At 66.8% G+C, this 25256-nt stretch carries 5 protein-coding genes; all 5 read right to left on the bottom strand.

The window, feature by feature from the left end:
* Genes SK1NUM_RS00415 through SK1NUM_RS00395 form a run of 5 tightly spaced genes read right to left on the bottom strand, consistent with a single transcriptional unit; the run spans position 1 to position 25213 of the window.
* Positions 1 to 9660 carry a type I polyketide synthase gene (locus SK1NUM_RS00415; RefSeq protein WP_223927673.1) on the bottom strand — a complete coding sequence of 3220 codons (9660 nt, stop codon included), beginning with the start codon at positions 9658 to 9660 and terminating at the stop codon, positions 1 to 3.
* Complete coding sequence (locus SK1NUM_RS00410) at positions 9647 to 12262, bottom strand: type I polyketide synthase (protein ID WP_223927670.1); 2616 nt, start codon at positions 12260 to 12262, stop codon at positions 9647 to 9649. The genes SK1NUM_RS00415 and SK1NUM_RS00410 overlap by 14 nt, the downstream gene beginning before the upstream one ends.
* Before the next feature lie 8 nt (positions 12263 to 12270).
* Complete coding sequence (locus SK1NUM_RS00405; protein ID WP_212323941.1) at positions 12271 to 13539, bottom strand: nucleotide disphospho-sugar-binding domain-containing protein; 1269 nt, start codon at positions 13537 to 13539, stop codon at positions 12271 to 12273.
* Positions 13536 to 14333 carry a thioesterase II family protein gene (locus SK1NUM_RS00400; protein ID WP_212323940.1) on the bottom strand — a complete coding sequence of 266 codons (798 nt, stop codon included), beginning with the start codon at positions 14331 to 14333 and terminating at the stop codon, positions 13536 to 13538. The genes SK1NUM_RS00405 and SK1NUM_RS00400 overlap by 4 nt, the downstream gene beginning before the upstream one ends.
* Entirely contained in the window at positions 14309 to 25213 is a 10905-nt protein-coding gene (locus SK1NUM_RS00395) for a type I polyketide synthase (RefSeq protein WP_212323939.1), read from the bottom strand. The genes SK1NUM_RS00400 and SK1NUM_RS00395 overlap by 25 nt, the downstream gene beginning before the upstream one ends.
* Positions 25214 to 25256 lie beyond the last annotated feature (43 nt).

Below are 25256 nucleotides of genomic sequence, written 5' to 3'. Positions count from 1 at the left end.
TCAGCTCCTTGAAGTCAGCGAGTCGATAAGTTCCAGGAGTTCAGGCGTCGAGGCGTCGCGGACGGCGTCGTGGATATCGTCGAGGGCCAGAGCGCCGCGGGGGGTGGCATCGGCCAGTTCGTCCTCCGGCACGAGGAGCTGGAGCACGTGAGCGGCCAACGAGACGACATTCGGGTAGTCGTAGATCACTGAGGAGGAGACGGAGATCCCGGCCTTGACACGCAGCTGGTCTCGCAGGTCGACCGCCATCAGCGAATCGAAACCGAGATCCTTGAAGGGCACCGAGAGACTCAAGGTCTGAGTGTCATCGGCCCCCAGGACGGCGGCAACGATCTCCCGGATCGTCACCGTGCATCGCGCAACCCGCTCGCTGGCAGGTAACCCACGCAACACATCGCCGAGAGACCGATCGGCCGCAGCCGCACTCGGCTCGTCGCCAACAGGAATCACACGCTCAAAGAAAGGACGACGCCGCTCCCCCTGGATCAGCCGACCGAAGGCGACCCAATCCATCGACGCAACAACAGGGCACGGCTCGTCACCGACCAACACGCGCTTGAAGGACTCGAGCGCCGACGCCTCATCCATGAGCCTGAGGCCCCGGCGCAGCAAGGTCTCGCGGACTCCATCGCCTTCGATCATGCCGTGATCGCCCCAGGGACCCCACGCGATGGCGTGGGCGGTCTCACCGCGGGCACGGCGCCGACGAGCCAGCCCATCAAGCCACGCATTGGCGCTCGCGTAGGCTGCCTGGCCGCCGCTGCCCCACGTGGCAGCGACCGAGGAGCACACGACGAACGCGTCGAGGCGGCGGCCCGCAAAGATCTCGTCCAGGTAGCGGGCACCGTCGACCTTGCCGGAGGCCATCCGGGCCAAAGCAGCGTCGTCCACCTCCGGAATCGGCGCAAACTCCACGGTCCCGGCCGTGTGCACGACGGCGGTGATCGCGTCCCCGTGCGACTCGATATCTTCAACGGCGCGGATGAGGTCGCCCCGGTTAGAGACATCGCAACTCACAACCTCGACCTCGCAACCGAGCGCCTGGAGTTCCTGCGCCAGTCCTTGAGCACCGGGGGCGTCGGGCCCACGGCGGCTGAGCAGAGCGATCCGCAATGCTCCGGCCTGGGCGTACTCCTTGGCAATAGCGGCACCGATGCCACCGGTACCACCTGTGATGAGGACCGTGCCCGAGGCTGCAAGCCCGCGCCCTGCCGGCAGTTCACAGGCCTCAATGCGGGGCACGAAAGCACCTTGGGCGGCGAGGCTCCACTGGTCCTCGCCGTCGCACCCGAGGATGACCCGGGCAACATCATCAGCCGCCACATCCGGCGCCACGTCCAGGATGGCGGCCAGGCAGGACGGGATCTCAAGCCCCAGTGTCTTGGCGTAGCCCCACACGGCAGCCTGGTCGGGGTCACAGACCTCGGAACGCACCGCGTCGCGGGTGACGAACACCAGTTGACGGCCCTGGCGGCCACCGGCCGCGAGACGACCAAGGGCGGCGGCGTGATTGATCGGGGGCCGGGCCCCGGTACCCGTGGGCAGAGTGCCAAGAGAAACCAGGAGGCTCCGCGAGCTGGTACCGCCCTCGAGCAGATCCAGCGGTAAGTCGCCACTGGCGGGCAGCGTCATCACGGTAGAAGAGGCACCCAGGCGGTCCAGCGCCCGCGCCCACGTCTCGGCGAGCTCTCGGTGTTCGATGGGCGCAACGACTAGCACGTCGGCAGTAAGGGGACGACCAGGCACGGCGTCCTGCCAGACGGTGCGGTAGTGATTGGGGCCGTCAACGGTGCGGCACGCCAGTCGGCTCGGCACTCGCCAGAAAGGCCGGGTCTGGAAGGCATAGGTCGGGGTGTCGGCCCAGCCCTGCTCTCGACCCCCCTGCAGCACCGTCCAGTCGACGGGGTGTCCGGCGTTGTGGAGTCCGGCGAATGCGGCCCGGATCCCGGTCGTTTCTGAGCTCCGACGCGAGACGGTGGGCACGATGACGAGGTGAGGTCGCGACTGCCGCACGAGTGGTGTCAGAGCCGCATCTGGGCCCACCTCAAGGATGCGTCCGACACGCAGGTCGACGAGGACCTCAACGGCAGCATCGAAACACACCGGGGCGCTGACGTGCTCCACCCAGTATTGCGGATCGGTCCACAGCGTCTCGGCCGAGCCTGGCCGAGTGGCGGACACACAGGCGAGGTTGGGCTCATGGAAAGTCAGCCCTGCCACGACATCGGCGAAGGCTGGCAGCATCGGAGCCATCATCGCGCTGTGGAAGGCGTGGCTAACGTTAAGGCGGGTACCAGGGCACTCGGCGGCCAGCGCCTCGACCTGCGTGGTAGGCCCAGCCACGACGACAGACTCTGGCCCATTGATGGCGGCGAGACTCAGCGTTGGGAAGCGACGCAGGACCTCCTCAACTTCATCGACAGGCCGTCTCAGAGCAAGCATCGCGCCACCCGGCAGTTCCTGCATGAGGCGTCCGCGCTGCGTGACCAACCTGGCAGCGTCCTCGAGCGACAGCACACCGGCGCAGTGGGCGGCGGCAATCTCGCCGATGGAGTGGCCAGCCACAATGTCCGGACGGATGCCCCAGAACTCCCACAGACGGAACGCGGCGACCTCAAAGGCGAAGATCGCGGGCTGCGCCACCGCCGTCTCGCCCAGCCGGGTCGGATCGGCCACGAGGCCGGCAAGATCCCCCGCAGATGCGGCCACGCAGGCTTCCAGGGCCTCCGCGTGAGCCCGTGCGAAGACGGGATAACTCGCGCCGAGCTCTGCTCCCATTCCAGGGTGCTGCGTACCTTGACCGCTAAAGATGAACGCGGTCCGGCCAACGCCACGAGTCCCGAGGATCAGCCCAGGGTGAGAACCGCCATGTGCCAGGGCACTGAGCGCCTCGCGCCGCATCTCAGGATCTTCGGCCACGATCACGGCTCGTTCCTCAAAGTTGCTGCGCAACCCTAGGCCACGCCCGACACGCTCGGGATCGTCATCAACGACGCCGGATGTTAGAAGGTCGTGCGCACGGGCCCGGAGTGCCTCCGGAGTGCGGGCCGAGATGGGCCACATAGAGGCGCCGAGCGCAGCCGGTGCCGGTGCTGGGACCGGCGCCGCCGGTGGTTCCTCCACAATGACATGCGCGTTGGTACCACTGATACCAAAGGCGGACACGCCTCCTCGGCGGACCCGCACCCCCGCGGGCCAGGGTGCCGCCTGGCTCAGGATCCTCACGTCGCCTTGCTCCCAGTCGACATGCCGACTCGGAACGCTGCAGTGCAGCGTCCTGGGCATGAGACCGTGCTCGAGGGACAGGAGCACTTTGAGGATGCCGGCGGCCCCCGCGGCTCCTTGAGTGTGACCTGTGTTGGATTTGAGCGAACCGATAGCAATGGGCTCGCGACGATCTCGGCCGTAGGTGGCCAGTATGGCCTGCGCCTCGATTGGGTCGCCCAGGACGGTGCCGGTGCCGTGAGCCTCGACCAGGTCAACATCCGCGCTGGTCAGTCCGGCGTCGGCGAGAGCGGCCCGGATGACGGCCTGCTGGGAGGCGCCGTTGGGGGCGGTGAGCCCGTTGGAGGCACCGTCTTGGTTGACGGCAGAACCGCGGATGAGCCCGACAATGCGGTGCCTGAGCCTGCGCGCCTCGGACAGGCGCTCGAGGATGAGCACGACCACACCTTCGGCCCAGCCGGTGCCGTCAGCCGCGTCAGAGAAGGCCTTGCACCGACCGTCAGGTGCCATGCCGCCCTGGCGCGTGAACTCAACGAACAGATCAGGGGTCGCCATGATCGTGACCCCGCCCACAAGCGCCATGTCGCACTCGCCCCGGCGGATCGCAGAGACGGCGAGGTGGGTGGCAACTAGCGAGGAGGAGCAACCGGTGTCGACGCTGAGCGAGGGACCGTTGATCCCCAGCACGTAAGACAGACGGCCTGACAGGATGCTGCTAGACCCCCCAGTCACGAGGTAGCCGGACAGTTCGTCGTCGTCGGACATCCCCTCGGTATAGGCCTGACCGATGTTGCCGATGTACACCCCTACGGGGCTGCCCTTCAGGCTGTGCGGATCAATCCCACCTCGCTCAAGTGCTTCCCAGGCGACTTGAAGAAGGAGACGCTGCTGGGGATCCATGCCTTTGGCCTCGCGATCCGAGATGGCAAAGAAGCCGGAGTCGAAGTAGGCAGCATCGTCGAGGAAGCCGCCCTCGCCCGCGATGCTGTAGCCACGCCCAGTGGCCTGAGGATTGTGCAGATCCTTCGGCCAGCCACGATCGGTGGGCATGGGCCCGACAAGATCGCGCTCTTCTTCCAAGGCCTCCCAGAGCTGTTCGGGGGACGTGATGCCGCCCGGGAGCCGGCAGGCCGCGGCCACGATCGCCACGGTTTCACCATCGTGCGTCACCTCGGGGACGGCAGATTCGCTCATCGGAGCGGGATCGATGTCGGGCTGTCCACCGATCAGCTCGTCGAGGAATTGAGCGACGGCCTCGGGGCGCGGGTAGTCAAAGATCAAAGTGGCGGGCAGCCGCTGCCCCATCTCCTGCGACAGATGATTGCGTAACTCGACGCCCATGAGCGAGTCGAACCCAAGGTCACGGAAAGGGGCGTCCATGTCGATCGCCTCCGGGGTCGAATCGGCAAGGACTCCGGCCGTCACGTCGCGCACGATGCTGCGGAGGGCGTTGAGGCGCCGCTCAGCATCGAGCTGGCTGAACCTGTCCGCCGACGACAGATGCCCCGTCGAGGAAACGGATTCAGGCGCGAGCGCACGGAGGCCCTGGGGCAGGCCGGACTCCCCAGCTACCTCGGCGATCCGGGTGCGGTCGATCTGCGTCGCGACGACGCTCGGAACTCCGCTGGAAATGGCCTGCAGGAGCAGAATGCGCCCAACCTCGGGTTCAAGGGGCAGCAGGCCTCGACGCGAGAAGCGCAGGACGTCACGCTCACGCATCTCCGCGACTAGGCCGGAAGTGGTATTCCACAGCCCCCATGCGATGGATGTCGCGGATTCGCCGGCCGCGCGGCGGCCGAACGCGATGGCGTCGAGAGCAGCGTTGGCGGCCGCATAGCTGGCTTGCCCGGCGTTGCCGAAGGTGCCGACCACGGACGAGTACAAAACGAAGAAGTCCAATCCGAGGCCACGGGTAAGCTCATCGAGATGCTTAGCGCCCTCGACCTTGGCCCCGAAAGCCGTGGCGAACGCGGCGGCATCCTGGGTGGCGAGGAGGCCATCGACCAGCGCCCCAGCCGTGTGAACGACCCCGATAAGCGGCTCGTCGGCCGGTATCTGCTCGAGCAGCATCTGCAGGGCCGCCCGGTCGGAAACGTCACAGGAGACAGCGCGTGCTCGCGCTCCGGCCTGTTCGAGGCGCTGGATCAGCGCCGTTACCGCGTCGGACTGCTCGGCCCGGCGGCTCACAAGCCAGAGGTTCGTCGCCCCAGCGCGGACGACCAGATCCTCCGCCGCGAGAGCCGCCAGAGCCCCGGTGCCTCCGGTGATGAGGACGGTGCCCCGGCGCAACGGCATGGGCATGCCCGCCTTCACAGGCGTGACGATCGGGCTGTGAAGCCGCGCGCCAACAAGCGCGAGCTCGGAGACATCGGTGCGGGCTGCACGATGTACGTCTGCCTCGTCGACCGCATCGTCAAGGTCGAGGAGGCGGAACCGCCCCGGGAACTCGGCCTGGGCGGCGCGGACCAATCCCCACACAGCGGCCGCGCCTGGATCGGGGGCGCCGCCGGGCGCGGTGGCGATGGTGGCGTGCCGGGTCGCGATCACGAGCGCAGTCTGGTCGAATTCAGCCGAGCCCCCCCACACGGCCAGCCGGGCCGCGAACTCATCGAGGCGGATGCTTTCGGGGCTCGTCAGAGTCCACAAAGCCGAGTCGGGATTCGATTCAGTCAGGCGGAGCTCGCCGGTGGCGGGGTCGCGATCAACCACACCCATGGTGCCGCTCGGCGGTACGGTGCAGGGAATCCATGTGAGGCTCCACAGCGCATCCTCACCAAGCCGCATCAACCGGTCGCGCCACAGGGTCTCGTCCTCGACAACGACCCCGGCAGCGTTCAGGAACCGCTGTCCATCCGGCGTGAACGCGTCGACGCACAGCACGTCATCGTGGCAGGTGATCCGTACCAAGGCACGATCGGTCCTGGGCTGCTGGCTCTCGAGGCTGTCGAACGCGATCGGAAGGATCGCTGGACGGTGCTCACCGGCCTGCGCCCAGGATACGGCGCGCAGCACGCGACCGGTGTGGCCGAGACTGTCGGGTTGAGCGGGCAGCTTAACCTCGAGCCACGTGGCATCGCAATCATGGAGGCGCCCCGTGGGACGTGACGTTGTGACAAACGCCTCGTCAGGCGTTGGGGCGGGCAGGGGTTCGAGGACAGGAGGCAGCGATGCGATGAGGGGCATCTCCTGGGGTGGCGCGACGGTGCCGCCACCCAGCTCGACCCAGTCGTCACCACAGTGAAGCGAGACGCGGCAGGCTCTTTCCTGCTCACCGGCATCCACCTCAGCCAGCAGGGTGACGGGGCCATCGGCCTGCGGGACCGCCAACGTTGACACCGTGAACCTGGTGAGTCGGGTCAGCCCGACGGCACTCCCGGCCGCCTGAGCCAGGGAGGCGACGGTGGCCGCGCACACCACGGGGCGACCTGCGATGCTGGGGACGCCCTCGTCGATCAGCATGGCGGCCTCGCCACGCCATTCGAGCTCGGCACGGCCCCGCGGCAGGGTACGGAGGAGGATCCGGTCAAGCGTGGTGGGGCTGGGCGGAGCAACCCAGTGACGCTCAGAGCTGAATGCATACCCGGGGGCGGCGCTCGGGCCGTCGCCGAGAACGCGGCGCCAGTCGAGATCAAGACCGTTGACGTGGCCGTGGCCGAACGCCGCTGCCAGGCCCGCGACTCCGCCCTCACCGCGCCTCAAGGTGGGTATGACCGCGGCATTCGAGCCGGTCGCTTCAATGGTTTGCTGGAGAGGGAATCCGAGCACGGGATGGGCGGAGATCTCCACGAACGCGTCGATCCCTTCCTCCAGCATGGCCTCGCTCGCACCGAGAAAGTCGACGGTGCCGATCATGTTGTCACACCAGTAGCCGGCGTCCAGGGCGCGATTCAGCAACGATCCCGTGACCGTCGAATACATCACCAGCCGCGGCGCTTGGGGGTGGATATCGCGCAGCGCGTCCGCCAGACGTGAACGGATAGGTTCGAGCACTGGCGAGTGTCCAGCCACCTTGACGGTGGTCAAGGGCTTGACTTTGACATCGTCACCGATCGAGGCGACGAACGCTTGCGTGGCCTGGCGTTCCCCAGAGACGATCACGGAGCCGCGTCCGTTGACAGCAGCTATCCCGACCTCACCATCGACAGCTTGGAGAAGCATTTCAACGTCCGGGCGGGGCAGCGAGACCGAGAACATGGCGCCCTTATGACCAACCAGCCAGGACCAGGCACCGCTGCGATAGGCGATGACCGCGACGGCCTCCTCCAGGGTCAGAGCGCCTGCGAACCACGCGGCCGCCACCTCGCCCTGGGAATGACCAACCACCGCGGTGGGCTCGAGACCCGCTTCACGCCACAGGAGAGCGAGGCCAGTCATCATCGTGAACAGCACCGGCTGGGCCGTGGCTTCCTCCCACCAATCCACGCTATCGTCACTGGCCAACAGGTCGCGGACGGACCAGTCAAGGTGGTGTCGGAAAGCAGCGTCGCAGGCGTCGACGTGGGCGGCGAACAGCGGAGACTCGGACAGCAGCCGCGTCCCCATCCCGGGCCACTGGGATCCTTGTCCAGGGAACACGAAGGCCACCCTGCGGCGGGGTTTGGCGCTGCCGCGCAGCACCTTGGCGGCCTCGCCGTCCCGCGGACACTCGCCAGCGAGGATCGCGAGCCCACGTTCGGGGTCGAGCCCCGGCAGCAGGGCCGCGCGTTCAGCTAGGTGGGCACGCCGCGCGAGCCCACGGGCCAGAGCATCGGCCTCCACATCCGCAGCACGGAGCCACTTGGCCACCTTGTCGGCTTGGCGTTCGATACCAATCTTGTCCGGAGCCGAAATCAGCAGCGGTGCGCACTCATCGGGCAGCAGCCCGGGCTGGGGCTCCGGGGCGTCATCGGACGGGCCTTCGACGATGACGTGCGCATTCGTTCCACCGATGCCGAAAGAGGAGACGCCCGCCCGGGGCCGGTGATCGCTCAACGGCCAGGGCTGCGATTCGTTGGCCACCTGGACCGCGCCAGAGGCCCAGTCGACGTGGCGGCTCGGGCGGTCGGCATTGAGTGTCTTCGGCACCCAGCGGTGCTGCATGGCGAGTACCATCTTGATGACGCCACCGACTCCGGCAGCCGCCTGGGAATGGGCGATGTTGGACTTGAGAGAGCCCAGGAGCACTGGCGCGCCGACGCGGTCGGCGCCGTAGGTGGCCAGAACCGCCTCGGCCTCAATCGGGTCGCCCAGGGCGGTTCCAGTGCCGTGGGCCTCGACGACGTCGACATCATTCGTGGTGAGAGAAGCATCCGCGAGGGCATCGAGGATCACGCAGCGCTGAGCGGTGCCATTGGGGGCGGTGAGCCCGTTTGAAGCGCCATCCTCGTTGACAGCGGTGCCTCGCACAAGACCGAGAACATGGTGGCCGTTGGCACGCGCGTCACTGAGGCGTTCGAGGACCAGCACGCCGCAGCCTTCGCCCCATCCGGTGCCGTCGGCATCGTCGGCGAAGGCGCGGCAGCGACCGCGAGGCGAAACCGCCCGGAGCTTGGTGAGTTCGACGAACATGCCGGGGGTGGACATAACGGTGACGCCCCCGGCGAGAGCGAGGTTCGTTTCGCGATAACGCAGTGAGTTCACGGCGAGGTGAATCGCCACCAGCGATGAGGAGCACGCGGTATCGACCGTCATGGCGGGGCCGGTGAGCCCCAATGTGTAGGCGATGCGACCCGAGATAATACTGGGGTCAGTGCCTGTGAGGCGGTGTCCCGTGCCCGGCCCGATCGCCCCGAAGTCGGGGCCGTAGTCGCCCGGCATCGCCCCCATGAATACGCCGGTACGGGTTCCCTGAAGTCCGTGGGCGTCGATTCCTGCCGCTTCTAGGGCATGCCAAACGGTCTCGAGCGCTTTGCGCTGCTGCGGATCCATGGCCTGGGCTTCACGGGCGGAGATGCCGAAAAAACCGGCGTCGAACGTGGTGGCGTCGGCGAGAAAGCCTCCCTCACACGTGTGGCTCGTGCCCGGGGTATCGGGGTCATCATCGAACAGTCCGGATAGTTCCCAGCCACGGTCGTCGGGGAAAGCGCCGACGGCATCTCGTTCCTGCGCGACGAGCTGCCACAAGGCTTCGGTCCCGCTGGCTCCGGGGAAGCGGCAGTCCATGCCAACAATCGCGATCGGGTCGTCGTGCGCGTCGTCCGTGGCTACGGCGACAGTCTCCGCTACGGGCTCATCGGGGACCAAGACCTCAGCCAAGCGGCGGGGCGTCGGATGGTCGTAGGTGGCTGCGGCGGACACCGGGACGTCGACGGAGCGGCTGAGCAGCTCGCAGAGTTCGACAGCGCCCTGGGATGTGAGGCCATGCGCCTTGAACGTCAGGTCCGGGTCCAGCTCGGCGTCAGGGGTGTGCCCCAACACGATGCGCAGGGATGCTAAGACTGCCTCAAGGCGTGCCATGCACGACATCGCGCGGGGGGGCCGGCTCTTCCTCGTGCCCTGGGGAGATCTCAACCGCAGTCGGGGCTTGGGCAGCGGTCTCGGGCCAGTAGCGGCGACCAGCAAGCTCAAGCGCAGGCAGAGGTACCCGGGGGGCGGTCGGGATCGTCGCAGTCCAGTCGACTGGGGCACCCGCCGCGCCCAGCGCGGCCAGGGCCCGAACGGCGTCCCGCGCCTCGGTGCAGGTTTCGCGGCATAGCGGGACCAGGGTCGCTGCCCCCGCGCCTAGGGTCTGTTCGACCATGGCAAGCAGCGTCGGCTGCGGCCCAACCTCAACGAAGTGCGCAGCACCGAGTTGCTGGGCTGTCCGGGTGGCATCGAGGAATCGGACCGTCTCGCGGGCGTGGCGCACCCAGTGCTCGGCGTCGAATGTGGAACGCACCTGCCCATCGAGGCACGAAACGACGGGGATCTGGGCGAGGTGATGCGTGAGTGAGGAGGCCACGTCCCTGAACTCGTCGAGCATCGGGTCCATTAGAGGCGAGTGGAAGGCGTGGCTGACGGCCAGGAGTCGCCGCCTCACATCGTCAGGCAGCGTGTCGTCGATGTCCTCAAGCACGGGCAGGGGCCCGGCCACCACGATGCTGTGGGGAGAGTTCACCGCGGCGACTGCCACGCCCCGGCGGCCATCGATGAACTCCTTGGCCCGGTGTTCCGGCAGGTGGACAGCGAGCATGCCGCCGCCTGCAGGCAGCTGCTGCATGAGGTCGCCTCGGGCCGCGACAAGCGTTGCTGCGTCCTCGGCGGAGAGTACACCCGCGACGTGGGCGGCCGCGATCTCCCCAATGGAATGGCCAACGAGTAGGTCGGGCGCAAGGCCAAAGGACTGCAAGAGCCGATATCCCGCCACCTCGAAAGCGACCAGTGCGGCCTGGGTGTGGCGCGTCTGCATCAGTCGTTCACGATCGCAGCCGCGGACGATGGCGGCGAGATCTACGCCGAGGCGATCTGACATGAGGCCGAGCAGCTCATGGAAGGGGGCCGCGAAGGCAGGGTACGTCGTGGCCAGCGCGGTACCCATGCCGAGCCGCTGCGCACCCTGGCCGGAGAACAGTACGGTCACTCGCCCGTCGCGCCGCGGCCCGGTGAAGGCGTCCGGATGGGGTCGTCCCTCCGCGAGGGCCCGCAGCCCCGCGACGAGCTCGGGGGTGTCGCTGCCGACAAGAGCCGCGACTGTTCCCACGTGAGGTCGGTGATGCCAGAGGGTCGCTGCTACGCGCCCATGGTCAAGACCGACGGTCGCTTCGGCTAGACGGGAGGCATGGGACGGCAGCGTGGCCAAGGGTGCAGTGATTAGCCAGATTCGGTCTCCCGTGGCCGGCGCTGCGTCGTAGGTGACTGCCTCCCGACCGGCTCCGAGGATAACGTGGGCGTTGCTACCCCCCATTCCGAAGGAGGAAACGCCGACGAGCGCACCGGCGGGGAGCGGTTCGGGCTGGGCCACGACACGCAGCCCGCGTTCTTCGAGCCGCAGCGCCTTGGGGGCCTGCCCAACGTCATGGTTGGGGGGAATGACACCGTGCTTCAAGGCCAAGATTCCCTTGACGAGGCCGGCAATTCCGGAGGCACCTTCGAGATGGCCGATATTGCTTTTGACGGATCCGATAGACAGAGGAGTTGGCCGATCCTCATACACCATTCCGAGCGCCTCCGCTTCCAGCGGATCGCCGACCTTGGTGCCGGTCCCGTGCAACTCGACGTAGCTCATGTCCGATGCCAAGACGGCGGCGTCGGTAAGCGCGCTGTTCAGCACGATGCGCTGGCCATCGACGCTGGGAACCGCGAGGGACGTCACTCCGGCATCGTTATTGAGGGCGGCGCCGCGGAGGACGGCTAAGATTGCATCTCCGTCACGCTCGGCGTCTGCAAGGCGACGAAGCACCAGCATTGCGCCACCTTCACCGCGCACGTAGCCGTCCGCGCGATCATCGAACGGACGGCACCGGAACGTCGGGGACAGGGCGCCGAAGGCGCGCGCAGCCTCCGTGCTGCTCTGGGTGAGGATGAGGTTGACTCCTCCCGCCAAAGCGACATCACAGTCCCCTGCGCGGAGGCTCCGGACCGCCATGACGACCGCGGCAAGAGAAGAAGACTGCCCGCAGTCAAGGGTCATACTGGGCCCATCGAGGTGTAACGCATGCGAGATCCGGTTGGCAATGAGTCCCCGCGTATTGCCGAGAAGGTAGTTGGGGTCGCTAGCCCGCCCGGCCAGCAACTCCTCATAGCCTCCGCTCATCCCACCGACGAACACCCCGCTGACGATTCCCTGCGCGTCAGGGCGCACAGCGGCGTCCTCGCAGGCCTCCCAGGCCAGCTCGAGCGCGATCCGCTGGTGCGGATCCATGAACAGCGCGGCGCGCGGCGAGACACCAAACAGATCTGCGTCGAAGCGAGCCACGTCGTCGAGGTAGCCGCCGGGATCAGTGAGGCCACGCTCCTGCGGAGCTGGGCCGATCGCATCACGTCCTTCGAGGAGGAGTGACCAGAACTCCTCCGGCCCATGGGCGCCAGGGAACCTGCAGGCCATGCCTACGACAGCAATCGGGTGGGTGAGAGCGGGCATTGGTGTTCCTAACGGATGGGCACGTAGGCTTCGACGATGGGGGCGAGGTTTGCGGCAATCTCAGCCGGGGATGGGATAGCCCGGACCTCATCGGCCAGGGCGGTGGCGGCGCTTTGATAGGCACTGTCGGAGACGAGCGCGGTGACGTCTTCGCGGAGCTGGCCCGGGGATACGTGGGAGGGGTGACGCAGAATCCCAGCCCCGGACTTCACCAGGTAGTCGCCCTTGATCGTCAGGTCGCCGTGGCAAATCGCGGTGATGTGCTGCGGGATCCCGGCAGCCAGAGCATGGGCCCAGGTACCAAATCCGCCGTGATGAAGGACGGCAGAGCAAGACGACAGCAGGAAGTTCAAGGGAACGAACCCGGCGTGAATGACATTGGCCGGGCGATGGATCCACGCAGCGGCCTGTTCCGGAGGGATTGCGGCGACGATCTCGACGTCCAGATCAGCTAGGGCATCGGCGATGGTTTCAACGTCGAGGAAGTCCACGCCGAACGTCTCTTGGAGCGACACCCCGGCGGTCAGGCACACGCGGGGTCGCACACCTCGCTCGGGCACATCCAGCGGTAGCGCTGCCTTGGAGGTGTAGGCGAGGGGACGCACGGGAACCCGGTGGAGGCTCGTGGTGAATTGCTGGCTTGGGGGGATGAGGTCGAAAGTCCACAGGCCTGAGACCAGGTGCTCCTCAAACTCGGCACCGTAGGGGTGCAGGTGGGATTCGAACCACTCACGCAGCGGATCCTCGCGGTCCTCCTCAGGCTGCTCGGCCAGGCGCGCAACGAAGGTCTCACGCATGGCGCCGTAGATGTCATGCATCCAGTTCACCCGGGCGTGAGGGATGCCACTGGCTGCGGCGGCGATAGCACCCGCATAGGTGAGGGACTCCCAGAGGATGAGATCCGGTCGCCAATCCCGGGCGAGATCGACGAGGTCCTCGACCATGGGATCGTTGTAGAGGGCGAAGGCCATAGGGACCGCTACCTGGTATCGCAGCAGCGCGGTCTCCCAGTCCTCGGTTGTGTCTTGCGGCCGGGTCCAGTCGGTGAGTTCGTTCTCGAGGCTGTCACCCTGGTCGGCGGCCATCGACAACAACTCGGCGGCTGATGAGGGGATGCCGACCGTCACGGACGGGATGCCGGCCTCGAGAATGGTGGTAGTGATCCCAGGTCCACCAGCGGCCCTCACATCATGTCCGGCCGCCATGAGTCCCCAGGCCAGCGGCACCATAGTGCGCAGGTGGCTGGGTTCCTCAATGCAGGTGAGGAGAATTCTCATGCCGCGCTCCTCACCCCGGTGCCGAGCGAGAAAGCTTCCCCTACAAGCGCCGCGATGGCCTTCCAGTGATCCACAAGGTAGAAGTGGCCGCCTGAGAACCGCTCGAGCCGGAAGGAACTAGTGGTCTCGTGTCTCCAATCGGCGACATCAAAGTCGGGAACAAAATCGTCCATGTCACCGTGCAAGGCAACAATCGGGCAGTCGAGCAGGGGGCCTGGGTGGTACACGTACAGCTCGGCAGCCCGGTAGTCAGCCCTCAGAGCCGGCAGGACAAATTCGACAATCTCGGGATCCTCGAGGAGTCGAGCGTCGGTGCCGTTGAGGCGCTGGATCTCTTGGAGGAAAGCGGCGTCGCCGACCCGATGCCAGCCCAGGTCGCGATGCGCGCGCGGCCCCGGTCGTCCCGATGCGAACAGCGTGTGAACGGGGATGTCCAGGGCATGCAGCCTTCGGGCAGCCTCGAAGGCGACACTGGCGCCCAGGCTGTGTCCGAAGAGTGCAAGGGGGCATCCTGTGAGCTGCTTGAGGGCGGGAAGCACGCCGTCGACGAGGGCATTGACGCTCGTTAGGCAAGGCTCACGCCGCCGGTCCTGACGTCCGGGATATTGGACCGCAAGCACGTCAATCTGGGGATGCAAGAACTGTTCCATGGGGCGGAAGTAGCTGGCAGATCCCCCGGCGTGCGGGAAGATCACGAGCCTGGCCGCTACGCGATCAGGAGCATGCTTGAGGCGACGCAGCCAGCGCTCGTCGATTTGGGTGGCGGGCTTCACAAGCCCAGATTCGTAATCCATGATTCAATGACCTCCGTTGTCTGTTTGCACTGGGTTTCTAGAACCGTGAAGTGGTCTCCGTCGATGTCGATGGATTCGTGACGGGTGGGCCAGGTTGCTCGCCAGTCAGGGGCATCGGTCGGGGCGAGAGGCTCGGTGGCCCGCAGCAGCACCTCACGCGCCCGAATGGCCTCCGGGCGGTGATCCGCGAACAGGCCGCCGTACCAGCCGGACGCAGTGAGTCGGGCATCGCTGCTCATGTCGAACGACTTTGCGCGCTCGTTCATCCCAGCGATCAATGCAAGCCCGAAACGCCCCAGGAAGTCGACCTGCGGCGGGTAGGCGTCCACAAGGATCACCCCGTCGACGTGGCCGCCACGTGCCTCAAGGGCAGCGGCCGCACCGTGGGCGAACCAGCCGCCTGCGGAGGTACCCAGGAACACCTTGGGATGCTCGGACGCATCCTTCTCGACGGCATCGGCCAGCGCAGCCATGACAGCCTCGACGGAGTCGGGCAGCGACTCCCCCGAGACAAAGCCAGGTAGAGTCACGTTGACCACACGACGGCGACCCGTGAGGATGCGCCCTAATTGGGCGTAGCTTTGGGTTCCTGCTGTCTGCATGCACGAGTTGAAGCAGTAGAGGGTGGGCTCGTCCCCGGCCGCCAGAACCACCGTCTGGGCAGTGAAACCATCACCCTTGGAGAATGTGGGGCGCAGGGAAGCGGCTGTGTGGAGGAGCTTGGTCCCGAGCACAAGCTGACCCTGGTCAAGGGCCTGGCGGTAGAGGTCCTGGAGCGTGATGAGGTCGTCGCGGACCACCGGGGCGACCGGGGCATCCATCTCGTTAGCGACGAAGGCAGCCAGTGCTGAGGCGGTCGGCTGTTCGAAGACAACCGTTGCGCTCAGGCGTACCGCGACCGTCTGAGTAATGCGGTTGCGCAGTTCGAGCGCCATGAGCGAATCGAAACCATACTCACCGAGCGGACGGTCCGGGTCGATATCCTCCGGCTGGCACTTAAGGACGGTCGCCATCTCCCGGAGAATGAGGTCCAGTACGGCGGAGGCGCGTTTCTTGGGGGACAGGCTGTTGAGGTTGCTCTCAGGCGTGGCGGTACGAGACGCTGTCGGGCGCCGTTCCACTATCCCGTTGAGGAGTGGGGGCAGCAGACCTTGGTCGGCGAGCTGATGCAGGGCGGCGTAGTCCAGCGCCAGCGGCACCAGGGCGGCGGCGTCATGGGCGGAAGCGTCCCACAAAAGGTCGAGGCCCTCGCGAGTACTCAACCCCGCCAGTCCCGTGGCACGGGCCGAAAGATCGACCGCAAGTCCGGTCTCACCCCAGGCCCCCCACGCAAGCGACTGAACCGGCACCCCGAGGGCGCGGTGACGCATCGCCAGCGCATCGAGAGCCGCGTTCGCTGCCGCGTAGGTGCCCTGTCCCGCGGATCCGAGGACCCCGGCGACGGACGAGAAGAAGCAGATCCTGGACGGTGCCGGACGGTCCTCCAGCGCGGCCAGCAGGGCCCGGGCGCCATCGATCTTCACCGAGATCGGGGTTTGGAAGTCCTGAGCGTGAAGCCCGTGGAGGACACCATCGTGAAGTGCCGCGGCCGTGAAATACACCTCGTCCCACCGGGGCGCAAGTTCAACGCAAGTGCGCACTGCGTCCGGGTCGGTGGCGTCGCAGGCGACCGCCTCAATGGGGATGTTGGGGAACTCGTCGCGCAGTTCGGCGATACCGGACGCGTGAGCGCCCTTGCGGCTGGCGATGACGACGCTGGCGGCGCCACGGGACGCAGCCCCGCGGGCCACCTCGAGCCCGATCGCCCCGCCGCCTAGGATCAGGACGGCGCCGGGTGCCTCCAGTTCAGCCTCGGGGACGGGAAGAGCCTGCAACCTGGGTACCTGAAGCACACCCTGGCACAGCCTCGCCTGGGGAATCTGCCCATCGACGGCAACGAAGCCCAGGGTCTTCGTCGGATCCAAGTCGAGCAGACCGACCCGACCCGGGTTTTCAACCTGAGCGGTCAGACCCATGCCCCACACCGCCGCGTTGGCGAGGCTCGCTCCGGTCGTGGCTCCCCTGTGAACGAGGACCACGCGCTGCACATCGTCGTCCTCGAGGGTCGTGATCAGCGCGGTGTGAACCTGTGCGACGGTCTCGACAATGCGGTTATCACTGCCTTCAGGCACCACGAGGTAGCGGGTTAGGGCCCCGGCGCCGCAATCAAGGCTGCGTCTTACCTCCTCGGCGGCAACGGCGTCGGCCTCGTCTAGGGCAACGACCTCGACACGTTCGGTCTCAGCCTGGTGGTCGCTCGCATCCCAGCGCATGATCAGGTGGTGGCGTCGCGGCTTCACTAAGTCCGCCTTGCGGAGTGTGAGCCGCTCCACGGTAGCCACGGAATTGCCGACGGCGTCGAACAGGTCCATGCGCACCTGCGAGGGACCGGTCAGCTCGATTCGGCTGGTGGCGACAGGCACATCGCGCCGATGAACGTGGACCCCTTCCCAGATGAAGGGGAACTCGGCACCGTCACGCCCCACGAGCGTGGTGAGCATCAGGGGATGGATGCAGGCATCAAGCAGTGCCGGATGGATGATGTGGCCGTCGGTGGGTTCCTGGAACCGCATCTCGCCCCACACCACATCGCCGGCCTGCCGGGCCGCCACGAGACTTTGAAACGTCGGACCATAGGCGATACCCGCCTCGGACATACGTTGGTAGAGTCCATCAACGACCAGCTCAGTGGCATTGTCTTCGGCGATGGCGGAGCTTGCCGTCGCGGGTATGTTGGAGCTGATCCGGCCGCTGATGTGCCGGATCCACGGCCCGTCGTCAACGCGGGCATGCCCGGTGAATCGTCGGCTGGCCCCGTCAGTCGGCTCGAAGCTCACCTGCAGGTCGAGGTGGTCGCCGTCGATGGTGAGCGGGGACTCGATGATGAGCTCGTCAATGACGGGCAGTTCGATGCGCTCTGCCGTCTCAAGGACGATGTCGATCCACGCGGCACCAGGAAGCACGCTCTGCCCGGACAGGCGGTGCTCTCCCAGCCAGGGCACATCGGAGATCACCAGGCTGGTCTTGGCCAGAGTCTCGCCACTGGAGGCCGAGGTCACGACATCGTCGACGAGCGTTCCGACCGCATCCGAGGAACGGTCGCGCCCGTGCTTGGGGATCCGCAGCGTCTCCCGTTGGAACGGATAAGTCGGCAGGCTGACCCCGGTGGGCGCATGGTCGCGGCCGAAGTAGGCGGGCCAGGAGACATCGCCGCCGCTGGCGTGGATCGCGCCAAGTGCCGTCGCGTAGGCAACCGGCTCGGGAATCCCGCTGCGCAGAGTGGGAATGGGCCATGCATCGCCCGCTGCGATCGCCGGGGTGAGGGGCGCAAGCGCCCCCAGTTCCACCATGCGGCCATACCCATGGTCTCGTAGCCACGCGACGCAGTCACCGAAGCGCACAGGCATCCGAGCGAGCGTGGCCCACGTCTCCGGCGTGACCTGCTCGTGGGGTCGCCCGTCGAGGTTCGACAAGAGCGGGATTTGCGGAGGATGATGCTCCATAGCCGCCGCGCAGGCGGTGAGTTCGTCGGCGATGGCCTCGGCGCGGCGGGTGTGGCTCGGGTAGCCGAACCGCAACTTCACGTGATGGGCATCGAGGCGGCTCAGCACCTCCGCCACGGCCGCATCGGACCCGGCGATCACGGTGTCGAGGGCGCTGTTAAGGACGGTGATGTCAACGTCATCAATCCCCTCCATGGCGGCAAGCACGTCGTGCTCGGATGCCTTGACGGCCTCGATGGCCACCCCAGGTATCTCCTCCAGGAGCTGTGCCCGTCGCACGACCAGCGTGAGGGCGTCGGACAAACTGAGCACCCCGGCCACATGAGCGGCGGCTATCGCTCCCAACGAGTGACCGACGAGAGCCTGTGGGATCACGCCGTGCTCGCGCAGCAGCGTGGTGAGGGCGATCTGGATCGCGAAGCTCCCGGCCTGGGCGAATGGAAGGCTCTCGAGGAGGGCCTCGTCACGCCAAAGTGCGGCGCGAAGGTCCTGCCCGAGGATCGGGCGGGCAATCTCCGCGATCTCGTCGATCGCGGCGGCGAACGTTGGGAAGCATCCCGCCAGCTCACGTCCCATGCCGAAACGATGGGCTCCGGCCCCGTTGAATACAAAAGCGGTACGGCCGAGAGCCGGAGCCGTGGCGACCATCACGTCGCGCAGCACGGTGGCGAGTTTCGCCGGCGTGGCGGCTGCAGCGACGATGTGGTGCGGGAAAGATGGGCGCGTCATCGCGAGGACTTGTGCGATGTCGGCCACGGGGGCTTCGCCGCGTTCGAGGAAGTCGGCGACCCTTTCGGCCTGTTCCTGCGCGGCTCGCGGGCTCTTTCCGGAGATCACGATTGGGCCGACGTCTCCGACCGGGGCGACCTGCTCGTCACGGGTCGGAGCCTCCGTCAGAATGAGATGGGCGTTGGTTCCACTGATGCCGAACGACGAGACAGCAGCGCGCCGAGCGTGCCCCTGTGGCCACAGCTGGGCGGTGAGGAGGGGGCGGACGGCGCCCTCATCCCAGTCGATGTGAGAGGAAACGGAGTCAACATGGATCGTGGGCGGCATGATTCCATGCCTGATGGCCTCAACCGTCTTGACAAGCGACGCGGCGCCGGCGGCGGCTTGGGTGTGGGCAATGTTGCTCTTGAGTGTGCCAATCCACAGCGGCTCGTCATCAGGATGCTCGCGCCCGTAGGTGCGCATTAGCGCGCCGACCTCGACAGGGTCTCCGAGCCGGGTGCCGGTTCCATGGGCTTCGAGGAGATCCACCTGACGGGCTTCCACACCCGCGTCGGCCAGGGCGCGCCGAATGGTGAGTTCCTGGGCCTGCCCGTTGGGAGCAGTCAGCCCATTGCTCGCGCCGTCCTGAGTCACGGCACTGCCCTCGATGACAGCCAGCACAGGGTGCCCGGCCGCCAGCGCATCCTCCAGCCTTTCGAGGACCACGAAGGCCACGCCCTCGCCGAGACCAGTACCGTCGGCGGAATCCGAGAAGGCCCGGCAGCGCCCCGTGGCGGACAGGCCACCCGTCGATCCGAACATGCTGAACCCGAGTTCAGTTGACATGACGCCACCACCTCCCGCCAGGGCGAGGGAAGCCTCACCGGATCGGAGAGCCTGAACACCCAGGTGGACGGCCACGAGCGAGGATGAGCAGGCGGTGTTGACGCTCACAGCAGGTCCCTGCAAACCCAACGTGTAGGAGAGGCGCCCGGAGACGACGGAATCCGAATGGCCGATCCCGAGATAGGCCTCGCAGTCCTCGGGAGCGACGCCGATGCTCTCCTTGTAATCCTGGTGCATGAGACCCACGTAGACCGCGGTGGCCGAGCCCCTCAAGCCGGTGGGATCGATGTGGGCACGCTCCAATGCCTCCCAGGCGAGCTCGAGGGACAGGCGCTGTACGGGGTCCATGGCGAGGGCCTCGCGCCGCGAAATGGAAAAGAACGCGGGGTCGAAGTCGTAGGCGCCGTCAATGAATCCGCCCTCTGGCGTGTTTTCTGCGACGGGCCGCCACTGGCGATCCTCTGGGACGGGGCCAACCCCGTCGCCCCCCTCGATAACGAGGCGCCACAGGTCCGCAGGTGTCCGAACGCCGCCGGGAAGACGGCACGCGGCGCCGATCACGGCGATCTTGCCGGTCGTGGTCGCCGAGCTCATGACGGCTGGGGCTACAACGGGGGCTTCCGCGTCGACGAGCTTGCTCAGCAGAAACTCGACGACGTGGGTGACCGTGGGATGGTCGAAGACCAGGGTCACCGGCAGACGCAGACCCGTAACCTCCGCCAACCGGTTGCGCAATCGCAGGGCAGTCAGGGAGTCAATCCCAAGATCGCGGAAGGGAAGGTCCAGCGGAACATCGTCCATGGAGGCGTAGCCCAACACAGAAGCAGTCACCTCGGCGGCGAGGGCGGAGAGCTTTTCGCGAGCTGTCTCGAGAGGCAAACTGGCCCAGTCGGCGCCGTCCGCAGCGGCGGCGAGCCGACGTTGGCGAATCCCAGCCAGCTTGAGCAGCAGGTCCGGCACACTACCGGACTCGGCGTGGCGACGCACCGCCCCCAAGTCGAGGACAAGGGGCAGGACCAGGGACGGGACCCCGTCGTGCAGAGCCTGCTCGAACAGTGCTTTACCCTGATCAAACGAGATTGGGGACAGGCCAGAGGACGCACCGACGCCGACGGATGCCGCCGTGTTCTGCGCCACCCAAGGGCCCCAGGCGAGCGAGGTGGCGGGCAGACCCGCCATGCGCCGGTTGTGACACAAGGCGTCGAGGCCAGCGTTGGCAGCCGCGTAGTTCGCCTGGCCAAGTGCCCCGAAGGTTCCGGCCGCCGATGAACACACGATGAAGTCGTCGAGGTTCATCGACCGGGTGGCCTCGTCGAGGAGCGCCACCGCGCGCGTTTTGGCTGCGAATACAGGGGCGAGGGACGCCGAGTCCAACCTGGCCATAACGCTGTCCCGCAGGACACCGGCGGTGTGCACGACGGTGCCGAGCGGGTGTCGGGGATCAAGCTTCGACAAGATGAGATCGACTCCCCGCGGGTCACTGACGTCTGCGGCCACAACGGTTACCGAGGCGCCGAGCAACTGCAGTTCGTCTGCCAGCTCGACCGTGGCGGGATTCTTCTCACCGCGCCGACTCGCCAGGAGCACGTGCCGTGCCCCGTTGACGGTGACGAGGGCACGGGCTATGACGGTGCCTATGCCGCCCACGCCCGAGATCACCACGGTGCGTTCGGGATCAACCTGGCGAAGCGCCGAGGTATCAGGACGGCGGCGCCGCAGCATCTGCCCAAGCGAGCGTCCGGAACGGATCGCGACTTCCTTGCAGGACCTCGGGATCGTGTCCAGCGCCGACCAGGAGGCGGGGTCGTCGTCGAGGTCGATGAGCCGGAACTGTCCGGGGTGCTCCCCCTGGGCGGTCCGCACGAAGCCCCACACGGCCGCCCCGCCGACATCCACGGGCACATCGTTATCCAGCGCCACGGCGCCGGAGGTGAAGATGTCGAGCTGGTTGCCTTCAAACTCGGGATGGGCCAGCCAGTCCTGGAGCTTCTCCATCAGGTGGGCGGTGGCCTTCTCGGGGCCGAGGTCGCGCGGGATCGGCAGCACGACCCGCCCCTGGGGACGCCCGTCGTCGGGGCTCCAGCACCCGACGACGCGGCTGTCCCAGGGCATGGTGGGTGTACCCCACAAATACCACCGTGCACCAGCCGGGCTTTCGGTGGGAATCTCCTCCCAGGCGGTCTCGAAGAGGGCCGCGTTGGCGTCAAGTCCGCTGTCCGACAGCTCCTCCGGGGCGCGGACGACCACGTTCTCCACGTGTACTGCGACGTCACCGGCGCCGTCGTAAAGCACAAGCTGCACGCGATCCTCGCCCTGGCGGGTCAGAAGGACGCGGGCGCGCTTCGCACCAACCCCCAGAGCCCGGACCCCGGACCAGGCAAAGGGCATGCCGACGGGCCCGTCTGCCCCTAGCAGGTTCGCAATCGCGTGCAGCGCTGCGTCGAGCAAGGCCGGGTGAATGATGTAGTCGTCTGCCTGGGCACGGATCGACTCGGGCAGGGCCACCTCGGCGGCAACGGTATCCGCGCCGCAGCGCCACGCATCGACGAGACCCCGGAAGGCGGGTCCGTAGCTGAGCCCGCGGGAGTCATAGCCCTCGTACAGGGCGGTCACGTCGATGGGTTCCGCCTCAGCGGGAGGCCACGCCGTGAGGCGGGGTGCGACGGGGGCCGCGCTGCTGCTGAGGCGCCCAGTGGCGTTGAGTGTCCATTCGTGCTCGGCCGAGGCACGAGACCAGACGCCGCAGGCACGGTGACCTTGCTCATCCGCCTCCTCGACGACGACTTGGATGTTGACGATCCGCCCTGGCGACACCTCCACCGGAGTCACGAGAACAAGTTCATCGAGCGTGAGGCATCCGAGGGCGTCTCCGGCCTGCAGCGCCAACTCGACGAAAGCAGTCCCGGGCAGCAGGACGCGACCGTTGAGCATGTGGTCGCGCAGCCACGGCAATCGGTCGGCGGCAAGCTGCCCCACCATGACGGTCGCCCGGCCCGAAGCAAGCTGGATCTGGGCGTCGAGAAGCGGATAAGAAGGGGAATCAAGCCCGAGGGAGGACAAGTCCGTGCGCGAGAGCGAGGGCTCGACGAAGTAGCGCTTGCCTTCGAAAGCATAGGTGGGGGCATCGCCGAGGTCGCTGCGGCGGGCCGCCCACAGGCCACGGATATCGGCGATACCGGCGACAGTGGCCGCCGCCAGCCCAGCGTCCAGGTCCGCCATGTCACCGCCGCGCTGAAGCGAGGTAATGACCTGAATAGGTTGTCCGAGCTCCTCGTAGCTGAGTTCGACGTCGATGCGGAGGCTGGGATGAGTGCTGATCTCAACGGCCACGTCGAATCCGTCGCCTGCCAACTGCGTGACGGCAGATCGCACCTGCAAAGCGTTGCGAAGGTTGTCGAACCAGTGTTCCGCACCACAACCACCGGTACTTGCCAGACGACCGCCGTAGGTCGCGCTGTAGACCGGGATCGATGCCTCGGCGGCGGTTAGGTCAACCAGCGCGTTGAGTACGTCATCTCGCAGGCCCTCAATCATGGGCGAATGCGTGGGGGCTCGCATTTCGCGCACAATGCGCGTGCGGATGCCCTGTTCTGTCAGGCACGTCTCGAGGCGATCAACGCTCTTGGTTGCCCCGAGCACGGTGCAACTCGCAGGACTGGTGTCCGAGACTACCCAGACAGTCTGCGTCAGCCCAAGTTCGCGCAATTGCGACTCGACGGCTGCCGCGGAGGTGCGCACGGCGAGCATCGTGTAATCACCGGCGAGCCCATCCAACACCCGCGCGCGGGCAAGAACCACCCGAGCGGCCTGCTCCAGGGTCAGGGCGCCCGCAGCCCACCAGGCCGATGCTTCACCCATTGACACGCCGAGGACCGCGTCGGGGACGATGCCGACGCTCTGCCATATTCGAGTCAAGCCCACGGCGAGCGCAAAGCTGCACACGTGGAGCCGCGCCAGCGGGTCGACCGGCCGACCGGCCTCTCCGGTCGCGATCGCTTGGGCCAAGTCAAAGTCGAGTTCGTCGCCGAACGCGGCCGCGCACTCGGCGACAGCCGACGCGAACACAGGCGACTGGTCCATGAGGGCCTTCCCCATCCCCTCCCAATGGCCGCCTTGGCCCGGGTAGATGAAGACGGTGCGACCACCAGCAGCGCGCTCGATTCCGGCGATGCCGCTCCCCTGCTCAATGGCCTCCGGGATCCCGGCCGCCGCGCGGGTCGAGACAGCGAACCGGTGAGGGAAGTGGGTGCGGGTGCGCGCCAGCGTGGCGGCAACAGCGTTGACGTCGGCATCATTGTGGTCTTCCAGCCACGCCGTGAAGGCATCGACCTGCCGGTCGAGGGCGCTGCGCGTCGGGGCCGACAGCACCAGCGGCAGGGCAATATCAGTGACTCCCGCCTCGGGCTGCTCAGCTTCAGGTTCGGCGGCTTCTTTGACGGGGGCTTCTTCGAGGATGACATGTGCATTCGTGCCACTGAATCCGAAGGCCGAGACAGCACCGCGCCTAGGCTGTTCGCCCGGCCCCCACGGACGGGGATCGGTAAGGATCGATACAGAACCATCCCAATCCACTGCGCTGGTCGGCTCAGAGACGTGGAGGGTCTTGGGCATCCGATTGTGCCGCATCGACTGGACGACCTTGATGACGCCTGCTACCCCGGCAGCCGCCTGGGTGTGACCAATGTTGGACTTCACGGAGCCGAGGTACACAGGACGCGTAGCATCGTGAGCCTGGCCATAAGTCTCGTGGATAGCTCCAGCCTCGATCGGGTCGCCGAGGCGGGTTCCGGTGCCATGAGCCTCGATCAGGTCGATATCGGCCGCCTCCAACCCCGCATCCTCGAGGGCAGCTCGAATGACATGCGCCTGAGCGGGACCGTTGGGCGCTGTCAGTCCAGAACTCGCGCCGTCCTGGTTGACGGCGGTGCCGCGGATGAGTGCCAGGACGCGGTGACCGAAACGCTGTGCATCTCCGAGACGCTCGAGCACGAGGACACCGACGCCCTCGCCCCAGCCTGTGCCGTCGGCATCCTCAGAGAAGGCGCGGCAGCGCGCCGTAGCCGAGAGCGCGCCGTCGAGCCCATACGATTCGAACGCCGCGGGGGTAGACATAATCATCCCGCCCGTCACCAACGCGCAGCTCGTCTCGTGGCGCCTTAGAGAGGACACCGCCAGATGCAGCGCGACGAGGGAGGAACTGCACGCGGTGTCGACCGACAAGGCGGGGCCCCGGAACCCCAACGTGTAGGAGACTCGACCGGAGACAACCGAGTTCGACCCTCCGACGGAGAGGTAGTCACGCATATCGGCGGCTTCACCCACGAGGGTGCCGTAGTCTTGATACATCACACCCGAGAAAACGCCCACATCTTGACCCCGAAGCTCGGCTGGATTCAACCGCGCATCCTCCAGCGCCTCCCAGGCGACCTGCAGGGTGAGGCGCTGTTGCGGATCCATGGCGAGTGCTTCACGGGGGTTGATCCCGAAGAAACCGGCGTCGAAGTCGTAGGCGTCCTCGACAAACCCCCCCTCAGGCGAGACGGCGTACGCGCTGAGCATCTCAAGATCCCATCCCCGATCGGTGGGGAAAGGCCCAACCCCATCAACTCCGTCCGCAAGGTTCTGCCAGAACTCACACGGATTGGACGACCCGGGAAAGCGACAGCCCATCCCCACGATGGCGATCGGCTCGTGGGCCTGCGCCAACATCTGACGTGTGGTGCGCAGTTCGCCGGTGACTCGCCGTAAGTAGTTGCGAAGGCGTTCGACTTCTTGGTGCATGAAGGATCCTTGGAGAAAAAGGTGTGAGCGCATGGCGCGCGGA

Origin of the sequence: Arachnia rubra, assembly GCF_019973735.1 — a bacterium.
Classification (GTDB): Bacteria; Actinomycetota; Actinomycetes; order Propionibacteriales; family Propionibacteriaceae; genus Arachnia; species Arachnia rubra.
The sequence above is the reverse complement of the archived record's forward strand: the minus strand, read 5'-3'. Positions and strand labels throughout refer to the sequence as shown.